Source organism: Shewanella sp. GD03713 (assembly GCF_029843705.1).
Taxonomy (GTDB): domain Bacteria; phylum Pseudomonadota; class Gammaproteobacteria; order Enterobacterales; family Shewanellaceae; genus Shewanella.
In genome coordinates, this window is sequence record NZ_JAOCIW010000003.1 from 49,384 (window position 1) to 64,253 (window position 14,870).

Annotated in this window: 11 protein-coding genes and 4 pseudogenes; 4 read left to right on the top strand and 11 right to left on the bottom strand. The window is 44.4% G+C overall.

Features of this window, described 5'->3' with window-relative positions:
* The first annotated feature begins 126 nt into the window (after positions 1-126).
* Positions 127-2,574, top strand: coding sequence for an Ag(+)-translocating P-type ATPase SilP (gene silP / locus N5E87_RS22745; RefSeq protein WP_086904628.1), 2,448 nt, complete (start codon positions 127-129; stop codon positions 2,572-2,574).
* A gap of 40 nt (positions 2,575-2,614) precedes the next feature.
* Positions 2,615-2,812 (top strand): DUF2933 domain-containing protein, encoded by a 198-nt coding sequence (locus N5E87_RS22750; RefSeq protein ID WP_000843494.1) that lies wholly within the window; start codon positions 2,615-2,617, stop codon positions 2,810-2,812.
* Between the two features lie 33 nt (positions 2,813-2,845).
* Here the strand turns inward: N5E87_RS22750 and N5E87_RS22755 are convergent, their stop codons facing one another.
* Together N5E87_RS22755 and N5E87_RS22760 are read right to left on the bottom strand one after the other, a co-directional pair.
* Positions 2,846-3,583 carry a peptidoglycan DD-metalloendopeptidase family protein gene (locus tag N5E87_RS22755; RefSeq protein WP_086904627.1) on the bottom strand — a complete coding sequence of 246 codons (738 nt, stop codon included), beginning with the start codon at positions 3,581-3,583 and terminating at the stop codon, positions 2,846-2,848.
* A gap of 288 nt (positions 3,584-3,871) precedes the next feature.
* Positions 3,872-4,310 (bottom strand): annotated as a pseudogene (locus N5E87_RS22760) (copper resistance protein).
* A 93-nt stretch (positions 4,311-4,403) separates the two neighbouring features.
* On the opposite strand from N5E87_RS22760, the gene N5E87_RS22765 reads away from it, so the two are divergent.
* Positions 4,404-5,294, top strand: coding sequence for an IS982 family transposase (locus N5E87_RS22765; protein WP_176370363.1), 891 nt, complete (start codon positions 4,404-4,406; stop codon positions 5,292-5,294).
* Positions 5,295-5,730: 436 nt separating this feature from the next.
* On the opposite strand, the pseudogene N5E87_RS22770 reads toward N5E87_RS22765, so the two are convergent.
* From N5E87_RS22770 to N5E87_RS22785, 4 genes and pseudogenes are all read right to left on the bottom strand, one after another.
* Positions 5,731-5,838, bottom strand: a pseudogene (locus tag N5E87_RS22770) (IS5/IS1182 family transposase); the annotation flags it as partial.
* Between the two features lie 327 nt (positions 5,839-6,165).
* Entirely contained in the window at positions 6,166-7,332 is a 1,167-nt protein-coding gene (locus N5E87_RS22775; RefSeq protein ID WP_086904935.1) for a methyl-accepting chemotaxis protein, read from the bottom strand.
* A 386-nt stretch (positions 7,333-7,718) separates the two neighbouring features.
* Complete coding sequence (locus N5E87_RS22780) at positions 7,719-7,898, bottom strand: CCGSCS motif protein (RefSeq protein WP_014610917.1); 180 nt, start codon at positions 7,896-7,898, stop codon at positions 7,719-7,721.
* Between the two features lie 370 nt (positions 7,899-8,268).
* Positions 8,269-8,370: pseudogene (locus N5E87_RS22785) on the bottom strand (IS5/IS1182 family transposase); the annotation flags it as partial.
* A gap of 81 nt (positions 8,371-8,451) precedes the next feature.
* Here N5E87_RS22785 and N5E87_RS22790 point away from each other — a divergent pair.
* Positions 8,452-9,364: pseudogene (locus N5E87_RS22790) on the top strand (IS5 family transposase).
* A gap of 60 nt (positions 9,365-9,424) precedes the next feature.
* On the opposite strand, the gene N5E87_RS22795 reads toward N5E87_RS22790, so the two are convergent.
* The 5 genes from N5E87_RS22795 to N5E87_RS22815 all read right to left on the bottom strand — a co-directional run bounded on the left by N5E87_RS22795 (position 9,425) and on the right by N5E87_RS22815 (position 14,731).
* Positions 9,425-9,775 (bottom strand): cupredoxin domain-containing protein, encoded by a 351-nt coding sequence (locus N5E87_RS22795; RefSeq protein WP_011918418.1) that lies wholly within the window; start codon positions 9,773-9,775, stop codon positions 9,425-9,427.
* A gap of 10 nt (positions 9,776-9,785) precedes the next feature.
* A complete protein-coding gene (locus N5E87_RS22800; RefSeq protein WP_086904883.1) occupies positions 9,786-12,032 on the bottom strand; it encodes a heavy metal translocating P-type ATPase in 2,247 nt (748 codons plus the stop codon).
* Between the two features lie 72 nt (positions 12,033-12,104).
* Positions 12,105-13,660 (bottom strand): IS3-like element ISSpu6 family transposase gene (locus N5E87_RS22805; RefSeq protein WP_086937296.1). Its coding sequence is split into 2 segments (ribosomal slippage): positions 12,105-13,198 and positions 13,198-13,660, totalling 1,557 coding nucleotides; the frame shifts between segments, so codons are not numbered across the junction.
* Positions 13,661-13,687: 27 nt separating this feature from the next.
* The gene (locus N5E87_RS22810; protein ID WP_347881496.1) at positions 13,688-14,110 is read right to left on the bottom strand and encodes a MerR family DNA-binding protein; all 423 of its coding nucleotides are present in this window, start codon (positions 14,108-14,110) and stop codon (positions 13,688-13,690) included.
* Between the two features lie 186 nt (positions 14,111-14,296).
* Positions 14,297-14,731 carry a DUF2057 family protein gene (locus N5E87_RS22815; RefSeq protein WP_086904885.1) on the bottom strand — a complete coding sequence of 145 codons (435 nt, stop codon included), beginning with the start codon at positions 14,729-14,731 and terminating at the stop codon, positions 14,297-14,299.
* Positions 14,732-14,870: the final 139 nt, after the last annotated feature.

A 14,870-nucleotide genomic window follows, 5' to 3' on the forward strand; every position in this document is an offset into this window, starting at 1 on the left:
TCAGCGGAACGGCTGATAACGGGACGCTGGTAGCAGGCACTCCTGTGCCGGCGATATTCGTGGTAATCGCATCCATGACATACCCTGAAGACAGAAGATGCTTCGGTATGCATAAGGAGAGTTACTGTGAAAAATGACAATGCAGTGCAACACAACAACCAGACTGCTTCTGAGCAGACATTATCCCCGGACGAGGGCCACGTATTGCATAAGGTGAGAGATCCCGTGTGCGGGATGGCCATCCTGCCCGACAGGGCGCACAGCAGCATTCGATACCAGGACCATCAACTTTATTTCTGCTCCGCCAGCTGTGAGAGTAAATTTAAAGCCCATCCCGATCGTTATCTTACCGAAGATGCCTGTGAACATTCCCATCACCATCACCACGATCATCACGAAGTCAGCCCTGATCAGATAAAACAGCCTCACCACCAGGCGGAAAAAGAGAATTCTGAAGGTGTGTGGACATGTCCGATGCACCCGGAGATACGCCGCAATGGTCCCGGAAGCTGTCCTGTCTGTGGAATGGCACTGGAGCCGCTCGTAGCTACGGCATCCACGGGGCCGAGTGATGAACTTCACGACATGACAAGACGCTTCTGGCTGGGGTTGTTGCTGGCGTTTCCGGTTCTGGTACTCGAAATGGGATCTCATCTGTTTCCCGACTTGAGGAATACAGTACCGCCACAGTACAACACATGGCTGCAGCTGCTTCTGGCCTCCCCTGTCGTGTTGTGGTGTGGCTGGCCATTCTTCGCCCGGGCCGGAATGTCGTTACGTAACCGCTCCCTGAATATGTTTACCCTTGTTGCAATGGGGACCGGCGTAGCCTGGGTTTACAGCGTCATTGCAACCGTCTTCCCCTCCTGGTTTCCTGCATCGTTCAGAAACATGGATGGCCTGGTGGCCGTTTATTTTGAAGCCGCAGCAGTTATTACGGTGCTTGTTCTGCTGGGACAGGTTCTTGAGCTGCGGGCACGGGAACAAACCTCAGGCGCCATTACTGCGCTTCTGAACCTTGCCCCCAAAACCGCCAGACGGCTGGATCATGACGGTCATGAAACGGATATTAATGCGGAAGATGTCCTGCCTGGCGATAAGCTCCGCATCAGACCTGGAGAGAGTATTCCGGTCGACGGTATCGTGATCGAAGGCAAAACAACCGTTGATGAATCGATGGTGACCGGGGAGTCTATGCCGGTTACCAAAACGAAGGGTGACCCTGTCATTGGGGGGACGATTAATCAGACAGGTAGTCTTATCATCCGTGCAGAGAAAGTCGGTGATGAAACGATGCTCTCACGAATTGTTCAGATGGTCGCTGATGCACAGCGTTCGCGTGCCCCCATCCAGAGAATGGCTGACAGCGTTTCAGGCTGGTTTGTTCCTCTGGTGATACTTATCGCGGTTGTTGCTTTCGTGATCTGGTCTGTCTGGGGGCCCGAGCCCAGGATGGCGCACGGTCTGATTGCGGCTGTGTCGGTCCTGATTATTGCCTGCCCCTGCGCACTGGGGCTGGCCACACCGATGTCGATAATGGTGGGGGTAGGCAAAGGAGCCCAGGCCGGGGTGTTAATCAGGAATGCCGAAGCCCTTGAGCGTCTTGAAAAAGTGGACACGCTGGTTGTCGACAAAACAGGCACGCTCACGGAAGGTTCGCCTACGGTGACAGGGATTATCAGTCTCAATCCGGGTGGGGAAGCATCTCTTTTACGTGTAGCGGCCGCAGTGGAAAAAGGCTCGCAGCATCCGCTGGGTATGGCTGTAGTCCGGGCAGCCCAGCACAGGGGGATCATGATACCCGCAGTCAGTGATTTCAATGCTCCGTCGGGGAAAGGTGTTTCAGGCGATGTTGAAGGTCAACGGGTTGTTATTGGTAATGAACTGGCTATGCAGGAAAACAGTATCGTTATTGATAATCAAAAGGCCGTTGCGGATACGTTGCGGATGGAAGGCGCTACCGTTATCTATGTGGCCACAGATGGGTACCTTGCAGGCCTGATAGCTATCTCGGATCCCGTGAAAGCAACCACGCCGGATGCGCTTAAAGCTTTGCGTCAGGCGGGGATCCGCATTGTTATGCTCACCGGGGATAACCAGCTTACTGCTGAAGCAGTCGCACGGAAACTGGGAATAGATGAGGTTGAAGCCGGGGTTCTGCCTGACGGCAAAAAAGCAGTGATAACCCGACTGAAAGCGTCTGGTCATGTGGTTGCGATGGCGGGGGACGGTGTAAATGATGCCCCGGCGCTGGCAGCGGCTGACGTGGGCATAGCTATGGGAACGGGTACAGATGTGGCAATTGAAAGTGCCGGAGTCACCCTTCTCAAAGGCGACTTGATGATACTGAACAGGGCCCGTCATCTGTCAGAGATCACCATGAAAAATATCCGACAGAATCTGTTTTTTGCATTTATCTACAACGCACTTGGCGTGCCTGTGGCTGCAGGTCTGCTTTATCCTGTGTATGGAATACTGCTGTCGCCAGTTATTGCGGCGGCGGCCATGGCTCTTTCCTCCGTCAGCGTCATTGTGAATGCGTTGCGTCTGAAAAGTGTCAGGCTCGGGAAATAACACTGAGTGAAGGGTCAGTTACGAACAGAAGGAGTCCAGTATGAAAAGTACCACCTATGCGCTTATTGCTGTCGCCGCGATCGCGGCATTTGCCCTCCTGCGCGAACACTGGTCACATGTGGCAGGTTACTGGCCATATCTGTTATTGCTGGTCTGCCCGCTAATGCATCTTTTCCACGGCCACGGAGGGCATGGAGATCATCAACATCACGGAAGTGAAAACGATAAAAAAAATTAATCCGGCAGACGGGGCCGCGTCGCGGTCCCGTTATCAGTCCAGGTATCGTTCGTAGTCTCTGGCATGCGCAAAGGCATGCTGTTCGAGTTTGTTATCAGCGGGTGCCGCTGCCCGGAACGCCAGAGAGTTAACAGGGTTGTTATTGATGACCAGCTCGTAATGCAGATGAGGACCGGATGAACGTCCGCTTTTACCGGATAACGCAATAGCACCTCCCCGTGTAACCCTGGCCCCTTTAGTAACGAGTATTTTATTGAGGTGGAGATAGCAAGTTTTAACACCGGCTTTTCCTGTTACTTCAACAAAATATCCCATGGTACTGTTGTATTCGGCCCGGGTGATTTTTCCGTCGATGACGCTGACTATTTTCGTGTTCATGGGCATGGAATAATCAATGCCATTATGGGGACTCACTTTTCCGGATACCGGGTTAAGTCTTGCAGGATTGAAAGGCGAACTGAGTCTTGCTGTGGCCGGTAACGGATAATCGAGACTGCCTTTCCCGGAAGTATCGGAAAGGTCATAGAACTTTTTATCTGATATACGATACGCCGTGTAATTAAATGAACCGGACGTAAATTTATAGGCCACGACATGTGATTTTCCCGCTTTCTTTTGCAGTACGAGTTTTAATGATTCATTTTTTTTCAAATGCCGCAGATTAAACCGGGAAGGCAAGGAGCGCTGAAGAGTAGCGATCTCGTTCGATTCCAGCCCCGAGCGGGTGGCTGAAAGGCAGGCATTTTCTTTTACGACATCGGTAGAATACATTTACTGGAATTCGCCGTTAGCATGAACACTGCGGCGTATGCTAGGGGTTTTCAGGAGGCGTGTCATCTGTCAGTTAATCGGGAGCACCGTTGATGGTCGTCATTTTTGTAACATATCTTGTTTCCCGTTTGCTCCTGAAGCTCTGGGAACTGTATGACCAGCCCGACGGTGATGATTAACGGGACTGAAACAGGTTACGGCAGAGCAATATGGGGCTCATGTCCTGCTACGTAACCCGTCAGTAAAGCCCTGCTGCGCACCTGACGCTAAGCACTAACCCGCCTGCAGTTACCTGGACGAATACAGGCCGCGAAGCTTTCTTGCCTGCGTCTGATGAGCTTCCGCACCGGCATTATTGACCTGCTCATGCACGAGGGCGGCTTTCTCTCCGGCATTCAGTTCGTTAAAAGAAGAAGAGAAGGTCTTTGAATTTTCACCACTCTCGGACAGCATTTTTTTTATGTTCCTCAATCATTTTCTGATGTGCATAGGACGGGCTGTTGTTCATAAATGAATGAGCAACAATGGCCCTTTCATGTTCATTCATTTCAGAGAATGAGGGCGTGCTGTTTTTATTAATCCTGTCCGGCAAATTTTCATGCGTCGAGGAATTCACATGACTGACGGCTGAGGCATTATTAACAAATCGATGTGCTTCATGGGCAATATCACTGGACTGAGCAAAAGCTGCCCCACAAAATAAAGCTGTAAACGCAGTGGTCGTGATTAACCTGAACTCGGGATAAAAAAATTTGAACTAATAGCCCTCCAAGTGATCGGATCTTTCGACCAAGAGAAACCTCATCACACCGGAGGGCCTATGCATAAATTAGTGGAAGTGTTTTGTGATGTCGATGATTTTTGCGCTGTTTTCATTCCTGAATGGGAAAAAACGCTGTTAACCGATGGCACACGCAAGCGTCAACGCGCTGGCCGTATGACGATGAGCGAAGTGATGACCATCATCATACTTTTTCAGATGTCCCACCACCGTGATTTCAAGAACTTCTACATCGGCTATCTGGCTCATTTCTACAAATCTGCTTTTCCTAATTTACTCAGCTATACCCGCTTTCTTGAGGTGATGCCCACGGCTTTAGTGCCGCTTTGCAGCTACTTTGCCAGCCTCAAGAGTGCTCCCACTGGCATTGAATTTGTTGATTCAACCAGCATCAAAGTGTGTCATAACCTACGTATTCATCGCCATAAAACCTTAGCGGGACTGGCGTGCAGAGGAAAAGGCACCATGGGGTGGTTCTATGGCTTTAAGCTGCATTTGATTGTGAATCATCAAGGTGGAATCGTGGCGGCCAAAGTGACACCAGCGAATGAACATGACACAAAACCGGTGAAAGAGATGGTGCACAGTGATATGAATAAACTCTATGCAGATAAAGGGTATATCAGTAAAGCGCTATCGAGTGAATTACTGGAAAAAGGCGTCACACTGGTGACAAACGTGCGTAAAAATATGAAAGCGAAGGCAATGTCGTTGTGGGATAGAGCGATGCTGTCGAGACGTTTCATCATAGAAACCATCAACGACCAGTTAAAAAATATCTCTCAAATAGAGCACTCTAGACACCGCAGCGTGCATGGTTTTATGCTCAATATGATTGCGGGACTTATCGCCTATCAATTGAAAGACAATAAGCCACAACTGAACATCACTCACGCAGAGTTTAATGCTATTGCAGTTATGGCTTGTTAAACCGATCTCAGGTTGATTAATATATTCATGTGTAATTACCTTCTGAGGTACATAAAAGATGTCCTTATGATCATATATAAAAATAATCAACCTGTGGGGAAGATGACGTAAATGTAATACAGCTATGTACATTACACGATTGTAATGAATTTGTTTCTTAAGGTGTGCTAGCTTCATTTCATTGTAAGTGGATGAACCAGTAATTTAATTTAAATCGGTTCTCGAATTCTGTCAGTAACCATACTTTAAATAAGTGAATGCGCATGCTGTTGAAAACGTCTCGACGAACTTTCCTGAAGGGGTTAACCCTCTCTGGCGTAGCCGGAAGTCTTGGCGTATGGAGTTTCAATGCGCGTTCCAGTCTGAGCCTGCCAGTTGCCGCATCCCTGCAGGGTACTCAGTTTGACCTGACCATTGGTGAAACGGCCGTCAATATCCAGAGGTTGAGCGCGTGCTCGTCTATCCAAAAAGTCAGTGAGCCTCGGTTGGTCAACGCCTTGTTATATTCCGGCCAATTGGTAATGCGAGATTTAGATTTGCCCATCTGATAGCGGTTCCTGCGTGGTATTCACAGGATCTGATCGCATCTGAGACGGAAGGTTCATTCATTTAGGCAACAACGCCTATTCAACACAGTGCCATTTTACACTGGCTTTAGGCTAACGCTTATGCGTACTTTATAAATATCAGGGAGGCCAACAGAACTCATATACTAAAAAATGCATTACAGTTGTTCCATTTCACCAGCGCCGTATACTGCTGAGAGGAGTAGCTTTTGGAATGAAGTAGTTATTTTTAGTCTTCTAGAATTTTCCTTTAATGCAAGGAAAGTTGTTCTGGTCAACCCAATTGGGCACTTTAAGTTATGCTACTATTTAGTTTTAAACATCCCTAATTGGCGAACAATTTTTTCAGTAACTTGAGTTAAGCTATGGCCCTGCTGCTCTAATTCGATGCAATCATTTGAGTTGGAGCTTGAGAGGTGTTTTAGCACCTCAATTTCCTTACTTACATCACCAACTAATCTATTTACATAGAGGATATCCAAATTATTATTTGTTCTATCTTGCCCAATCAAAGTTAAAATTTCACTGATGTTTTTACATGCAACGCCTAATTCTGACTGGCTCGTTGTTGTGTAATCCGATAGTAGAACAATTGCAGATGTTTGTGATTTCATATGATGACCAGCATCAAGAACCGCTTTAGATATTCCTGATATAATTTGATTAATTTCATCTAAACTACTTTGGGTTGATTTGGCTAGATTTCTGACCTCATCGGCAACAACGGCAAAGCCTCGTCCATGCTCTCCAGCCCTAGCGGCTTCAATGGCAGCATTTAAAGCCAATAGATTGGTTTGATCGGCTAGGTTATTAATAACGGATACCACTCCCTCAATGGCTTTTGTTTGTTGAGAAAGTTGATAAAATTTTTCTTGGAGTTCATCATTACTTGCAATAAACGAGCTTAAATCTTTAACCATAGCCCCCATATATTCGTTTGATCGAACAAGCCCTATTTGCGTATTTTCTACTTGTTCACGTGTTTTTTCTGCTTTAGCTTGTAATGCTAGAGAGGTTTGATCTAAGGCCTCTATTTGTGAAGTGAGAATACTCACCCGATTATCTTGCTCATTGATACGCGATGAAATTTTTTGCGCTTTAACTTTTAGAAGATCGGATATTTCATCAGAAGCTATGGCCTGTTGCTGAATATCGATTAGTGCAATTTTTACATTTTCTCTAAATGTATTGATAACACTAAGAACTTTTTCCATTTCACTGTTATATAAGCTATTGATGGTACATGGAACTGAAAGATCTTTTCTTTCAAAGTGTTTCATGTATTCGGTAACTTTTTTTAAGGAGTCAACTCCCCAAACTTTTTCATCAATATCATGAATAATCAAAAATATTGTAATAATGTACTGAATGATCTGTGAAAATATTAGATCTGTGAAAAAGGTTGCATTCATGAAAAGTACAATAGCACCTAACCAATGGATAAACCTCATGCGAATAAATAATGAACGCATATTTTCCTCTATGTTTTCGTAGTATCTTTTTTAAAAGTTTGAATATACTTTTAAAATTAGCTGACAAATAATATCATTTAGGCGTGATCTAAAATATTCATGGCATATTAAGTCGAATGAATTCTGGCCTATGTATTCGAAAACCAATCATAAGTATTCGAAGAATCATATCGACTGAGAAAAACTTGACTATTAGTCATTTTTATATCAACCATAAACAACAAAAAATAGCCTAGATGAGTTTGAAGAGAGATAAGCATTGCTAGCTTATTTCCATTGCTTATTAATAAGCATGTATTATTTCTAATAAAAAGCACCATAAGCTATTTTTTAATTAGTGCCCTGCTATACATGTAAGTTGATATTAAAATTCTAAAGCAAGTGGTTTATGAACAAGAACCACAACAAAAACCAGGGGATTTAGGTTTTTCTACCGTTTTTACCTGTTCAGGTTGCTCAGTGTTTTTGGTATCCGTTGCAGTACTATCATCCGTGTCCGGCACAAATTGGGTAACATTTTTGGTTTTATCATCAGTTTTAGTGAACTTAGTCAATGATGAACTCATCAGAACTACCTCTACTTAATCTATTTAGGACTAGCATTCATTAAACATGCTTATATTGCGCATGTTATATTTGTTGAGTATTTTAGTCAACTATTCATTATTGCGTAATGCTTAAATAGTTTTAATTTATTTTTAGGCTTGACTATTAAGAGTATTTAAAAAAACGGAATAAAAATAAAGACTTGCTATATAGGCTATAGATTTACGCTGGCCAAATTCCAAGCAAAATATTGATTTTTTTAAGTTATTAACCACGACATCACTCCTTAAAACTGAAAGGTGCAAGTCAGCAGAAAGAGCGGACAGACAACCTTGGCGTTGTTGCCTAAATCAATCTTAGGTATGCCTTTTCCTAAAAGGGTTCCTGGTATTAATTGACCCTCTGGCGAATAGGCATACCCAGTCCTATGACTTTGTTCATCACTTTCACACCAGCCAGTGCCTCGCCGACTTGGCCGTTGTAGTCCCGCAGGGGCTTTGTTTCCTAAATCAGTTGAACTAAAACCATAGCTGGTGATCTGATCGACATAGCCCATCAACTCGCCCATCAATCGTGTCAAAACCTCAATATAAAACAATCAACTGGAAGCAATACAATCAAGCCCTGATCAATCGTGGCTCACTTACCTTCTGGATTGATGAGGACGCTATCGCCCAGTGGAAAGCTAAGGCCGAGCAACCAAGGAACGCGTATTTAGCGACTTAGCCATTACCACCGCGCTGATGGTTAAACGTGTTTTCTCGATGCCACTACGAGAGTTACAAGGCTTTATCAACTCGGTGTTTAAACTGGCTGATATTCCGCTTTCGTGCCCACATTACACTTGCATCAGCAAACGCGCTAAAACCGTCAAGATTGCTTTTAAAACCAAGACGCGTGGCACCATTGAGCACTTGGCTATCGACTCGACAGGCTTGAAGGTTTATGGCGAAGGTGAGTGGAAAGTGAAGAAACATGGCACAGATGGCAAGCTCCGCGTGTGGCGTAAGCTGCATATCGCTGTCGATACCCATAGCCATGAAATTATTGCAGCGGAACTGAGTTTATCCGGTGTCACTGACGCTGAAGTTATGCCGAATTTGCTCAAGCAAACCCATCGCAAAATCCGCAATATCTCAGGTGATGGTGCTTACGACACAAGAGCCTGTCACGATGCCGTTCGTAGAAAACGGGCTTTAGTACTCATTCCACCGAGGGAAGGTGCCGCGCTCTGGGAACAAGGTCATCCGCGTAACTTAGCGGTCAGTTGGAACAGCTTCATGGTTCAAATAAACAGTGGAAAAAACGGTATGGTTATCATCGGCGGTCAATCTCAGAAACAGCAATGTACAGAGTGAAGCAACTACTTGGTGGCAGATTGAGCCTGCGAAATTATAACGGTCAGGTAGGAGAAACTTACGCGATGATAAAGGCGTTGAACAAACTCACTGGGCTAGGCATGCCTGAAACTTACCGTGTAGTTTAATATTCAAACGATTATGAGGAGCTTTGCTCGCTGAATCGATTTAGGAAACAAAGCCAGTGTTTACTCAACAATCAATACACCCTTATACATTTGCATCTGGCAATGAAATGGATACTCACCTTTTTCCAGTGCCGGTAAGGCTATCGTCGTCGTTTTATCCAGCGCTAAATCTTGGCTAATCTCCAAGTAGGGTAGCAAGACTGTGGCTGAACATCCGGATTTATCTTGGCGTAAAAAGGTTATCTCTGTTGGTCTATTAGCCGAAATTTTAATTCGTGCTGGCGTATACACACCGTCTTTAACCAGTATCAATGTACTAGCGTCAACACTAGAATCGTTTGCCGGTTTATATAGCCAAAACCACCAAATGATAAAACCGATTAATGCGATACACAGTAAATTAATTAACATATTATGCCTCCTAGTGTTCCTTGGCTTTAAACAAACGTAAACGGTTAGCGTTACTCACTACGGTAAGTGATGAAAAGGCCATCGCAGCGCCAGCAATCACTGGATTTAGCAAAATACCAAAAACAGGAAAAAGCACACCTGCTGCTAAGGGAATACCCGCGACGTTGTATATAAACGCGCCAAACAAGTTTTGTTTAATGTTGCGCAGCGTTGCTTTACTAATGGCTATCGCATCGGCTAAGCCATGAAGTGATCCGCGCATTAAGGTCACATCAGCGCTTTCTATCGCCACATCAGTGCCTGTTCCAATAGCAAAGCCAACATCGGCTAACGCTAATGCGGGGGCGTCATTAATCCCATCGCCAGTCATGCCAACCACTTCATTTTGTTGCTGAAGTTCAGCTACTTTATTGGCTTTATCTTCTGGCATGACTTCTGCGAAAAAATCATCAATACCAACTTTTTTAGCCACTGCTGCGGCGGTCGCTTTATTGTCCCCGGTTAACATAATCACTTTGATGCCATTGAGTTTCAGTCTCGCAATCGCTTCAATTGAATCAGGCTTTATCGGATCTGATACCGCAATAATAGCCAGTAATTGCCCTGCAAGCGCTAAATACATTGGTGTTTTAGCATTTTCAGCTAACACTTGAGCCTTAGCTTCGTGAAGGCCAATATCAATGTGTTTGTCTAACATCAGTTTTAAATTACCAAATAGTAATGTCTGGCCATCCACTTCAGCTTCTACACCTTTACCTGAAATGGCATTGAAGTGCTCAGTGTCAATGGCTTCTATACCTCTATCATTCGCACTTTCTACAATAGCTTGCGCGAGTGGATGTTCGGAGTGACTTTCGATTCCAGCAGACAAGGCAAGTACCTGCTCTTCACTGTCGGCATTAACCAAAATAATATCGGTAACTTGCGGTTTACCTTCAGTAATGGTGCCGGTTTTATCTATTATCATGGCGGTTATTTTAGACGCGGTTTGCAATGCTTCACCGTTACGAATAAGCACCCCCGATTCAGCTGCCTTACCAACGCCAACCATCACTGACATTGGCGTTGCGAGACCTAGCGCACAAGGACAAGCAATAATTAATATTGTTGTTGCAGACACGATGGCAAATACACTTGACGGCTCAGGGCCAAAATTAAACCACACCATGGCACTGACTATAGCGATGATCATAATAGCGGGCACAAAGTAAGCGGCTATGACATCTGCTAAACGCCCAATCGGCGGCTTAGAGTTTTGCGCCCGTTTGACCATACTAATAATGCGAGCCAGTGCGGTATCCTTACCTACACGAGTGGCTTTAAATATGATTGAGCCTGATTTATTCAAGGTGCCAGTGAACACATCGTCACCTATCACTTTTTCAACAGGCATTGGCTCACCGGTCAACATTGATTCATCAATGGTGCTGTTACCCTCAAAAACCACCCCATCGACTGGAATTTTTTCGCCAGGGCGAACTTTTACATGATCATTAAGTAATACATGAGCAATATCGATGTTGAGGTCTTTCCCATCACGGATAACCCGAGCAGTTTTAGCTTGCAAACCAATGAGACGCTTAATCGCTTCAGAGGTTTTACCGCGCGCTTTAACTTCTAGTGCTAAACCAAGATTAATTAAACCAATAATCATCGCGGTCGCTTCAAAGTAAACATGTCTTGCCATCTCGGGGAACAATTGTGGAAATGAAACAATCAACATCGAGTAAACCCAAGCAGTACCGGTACCTAAGGCAATGAGGGTGTCCATATTGGCATTATGGTTTAAAAATGATTTCCAAGCGCCGATATAAAAATGCCTACCTGATATAAGCATAATTGCCAGAGTCACCACACCGACCAGTCCCCACACAGTTTGCTCTAATAGGGTTGATACCGTCATTTCGCCAATAAACAGTCCATAAATCATCAACGGGATACCGACGGACAAAGCGATAATGGTATGGCGTAATAAACTTTTATAATGTTGTAAATCAGCCTGTTCTTTCTCGTTCATGGCATCTTCTGCCGACTCAGCCTGTATTTGAGTGGCATTATAACCAGCGCTTTCTACTGCTTTTATAATCAACTCGGCAGATGCGTTACCCGAAACAAGTACTGTTCTGTCGGCAAAGTTCATTTCGGCCGAATCAACGCCTTGCACGCAGTTAATCGCTTTTTCAATTTTGCCAACACAACTCGCGCAACCTGCGCCGAGGATATTGAGTTGTATTGTAGTATAGCCTGTTTTAGTCATCACTTAATCTCCATTGAAGCTTTATCAACATAACGGTGTTTTTCAAGATAGTTGTCACTCTTTGTTTAAATATTAAGCTGCATTTATTACGCCTTCTTCTGGTGCCTTATCTGGGTTGAGTGTTACAGCGCCAACCGCTTCACAATTTCTGATCTCTGTAGACCAACGCATCGGTTTTCTTTCCTTCGCCGCCTCAAGCACTTTCTTGCGCTTCGCTAAAATAGCGCCATCTTGCAGTGCATGACGTTGCCCTGGTGAGACAAAATTTAGCTGGCTGTGTTTATGCTCATCGTTGTACCAGGTTACAAACTTTTCCACCCATTCTCTTGCTGTTGCTAAGCAGCTAAAACCTGATGCCGGCCACTGTGGGCGGTATTTCAACGTTTTAAATAACGACTCTGAAAAGGGGTTGTCATTACTCACCCGCGGCCGACTTAATGATGCCGTAATACCAAGCTCTTCCAGCTTGGCTTTCATGGTCAGTGACTTCATCGGCGCCCCATTATCAGAATGCAGCACTAATGGCGTGTTAAAGCATTGCTCGCGTAACAGACAGCGTTGGATTAGCGCAGCGGCATATTCCCCACTTTCTTGCTCATGAACTTCGTAACCCACTATTTTTCTACTGTAAATATCTTCAAACAGGTACAAATAGTAGAACTGGCCTTTGACGATTGAGGCTAAATAAGTGATGTCCCATGACCACACTTGATTCGGCCCATCTGCCCGATAACTCAACGGTTTGCTTCGATTGACCGCAGCCTGAGTGCGGCCACGATGGTTAAGTTGACCATGAGCATTTAACACTCTGTAGAAGCTGGATTCCGAGGCGATATAAATCCCGTTATCTAATAATGTTGGCACAATTTGCGACGGGGGTAAGCTGGCGTACTCCGCTTGATTGCACACACTTAATATCTGTTGTCGCTCATGTTCTTCGAGTTTATTTGCTGGCTCTGGTCGAGCTGCTGTTGGCCTTAAATCAGCTTGCACTTGACCTTCTCGATACCAACGTCGATAGGTACGCTTACTGAGGCCCGTTTCAGCACAAGCCTTATAAAGGCGAGCACCATTGGTATAGGCCTCTTGGATTAAGGCAATCAATGCTATGCGCTCAGGCAAGGGGGTTAGCTCTCCTCGCTGTCGTCCCCCCAGAGCGCATTGAGCTTTTTTCTGAGCACCAGTAACGCAGCAGCTTCAGCCAGCGCTTTCTCCTTATAGCGCAATTCCCGTTGCAGCGATTTGATTTCGGCTTTGTCAGCCTTAGCCTGCTGTTTAATGGTTTTAGTTTGTACTTCTGAGGTTTGAAAACCAGCTAAACAATCCTGTTTCCACTGCTGTACTTGCTCGCGGAACAAGCCCTTTTCACGGCAATACTGGTTTATCTCCGCTTCCGACAGCGGCGCTGTTTCAATAATCACGGCAAGTTTTGCTTCAGCCGACCAATCATCGGCTGTTAATGTTTTACCTGGCACGGGGCGACCTTCTTTTCTGGCAATATCTCGCCAATGATACAAGGTTTGCACCGCGATGCCTTCTTCCCGAGCGACCTCTGCGACCGTTAAGTTGTGAGGAGGTAATAATTTTTTAAGGATCGCTTCTTTACGTTCTGGTGAATACCGAGCCATATCGTTCTCTTTTGCCGCACCCTGTCTTTAAACATAATGATTATTTAGGGGTGACAACAATCCTGACACAGGGGGATAATGGGGAACTCCTAATTCTTCTGAAACTATATCCTCTTGATTTGTATTCTCTATTAAATGGCAAATCATGTTTCCTGTGGGTATGTTGTCAGGCATTTGAGACCAATCTTGTACCGCCTTAGAAAGCTTACTTCTTAATTTCACCATTTCGTTGAACTGTTGCTCAGTTTCAAGCAGCTTTACTTTAATTAATTCGCGTACAAGTTGACATGCACTATCCCCAAGATCAGTCTTAGAAAAAATAACTTTAATATCTTCAACAGAAAATCCTAAATTTCGAGCACTCAAAATAAATTGCATCCTCACCATATCTTTATGGTTGAATGTTTTATAACCATTATTGGGAGATTTCCTTGGATTGAGTAATCCAATTCGAGTTTAAAAACGCACAGTATCAGCGGATACACCCAATTTATTAGCGAGTTGAGCCACTTTCATACAACCTCCAAACCATCATAAATAACTACGATAGTTCAACTATAACTCTGTGTGTAACACACAGCTCAAGAAGTATATTAGGTATTGATAGGGCGCTATGATAGCGCCCTATTAATCCAATTAATGATTCATCATTTTACTGTGTTGTTTCATAATGATAGACATTAACTCTGCATGGTTAACCAGCCTAACTGATTCGCCTTTTAAGCTAGCCGTGTCTATTGTGATCTGAGGGGAGTCGATAAATTTGCGAGCAGATTTTGTAGTGAAAATATCCTTAGCTCTAACCTGAATATCTTCGTTCTTAGTTAAATTCAAACTCCAATATAATGCATCAGATTTTACAAAATTAGTGTCATCTGCTCCCCTTGAGTAATCATCATAAAACTGAAGTTCAAGCAAATGCTGACCAGGTTCAATGTCAATCTGTCCCTTATTAGCCACAGACTGGCCATCAACGGAAGTAAAAATAAGATAATCAGGTAATGTAATAGTAGCAGCCATTGAAACTGTGCTAGCTAAAGATAAAAGTGTAATTGCGATAAATTTTTTCATAAGAAACTCCAGAAGCTTTATGATGCTCATAAGTAAACGAGCAACAAAATTCTTTATAAATTAATAGTAAGTGATTAATTAAAATAAAGAATTAAGCAATTGGAGGGGGATTTTGACTTCCAAGCGAAACCGGAGTTGA

Excerpts from the sequence above, each read along its gene's own strand:
- N5E87_RS22750 (WP_000843494.1), top strand. The coding sequence starts at position 2,615 with ATGAAAAGTACCACCTATGCGCTTATTGCTGTCGCCGCGATCGCGGCA.
- N5E87_RS22755 (WP_086904627.1), bottom strand. The coding sequence starts at position 3,583 with ATGTATTCTACCGATGTCGTAAAAGAAAATGCCTGCCTTTCAGCCACC.
- N5E87_RS22765 (WP_176370363.1), top strand. The coding sequence starts at position 4,404 with ATGCATAAATTAGTGGAAGTGTTTTGTGATGTCGATGATTTTTGCGCT.
- N5E87_RS22775 (WP_086904935.1), bottom strand. The coding sequence starts at position 7,332 with ATGCGTTCATTATTTATTCGCATGAGGTTTATCCATTGGTTAGGTGCT.
- N5E87_RS22780 (WP_014610917.1), bottom strand. The coding sequence starts at position 7,898 with ATGAGTTCATCATTGACTAAGTTCACTAAAACTGATGATAAAACCAAA.
- N5E87_RS22795 (WP_011918418.1), bottom strand. The coding sequence starts at position 9,775 with ATGTTAATTAATTTACTGTGTATCGCATTAATCGGTTTTATCATTTGG.
- N5E87_RS22800 (WP_086904883.1), bottom strand. The coding sequence starts at position 12,032 with ATGACTAAAACAGGCTATACTACAATACAACTCAATATCCTCGGCGCA.
- N5E87_RS22815 (WP_086904885.1), bottom strand. The coding sequence starts at position 14,731 with ATGAAAAAATTTATCGCAATTACACTTTTATCTTTAGCTAGCACAGTT.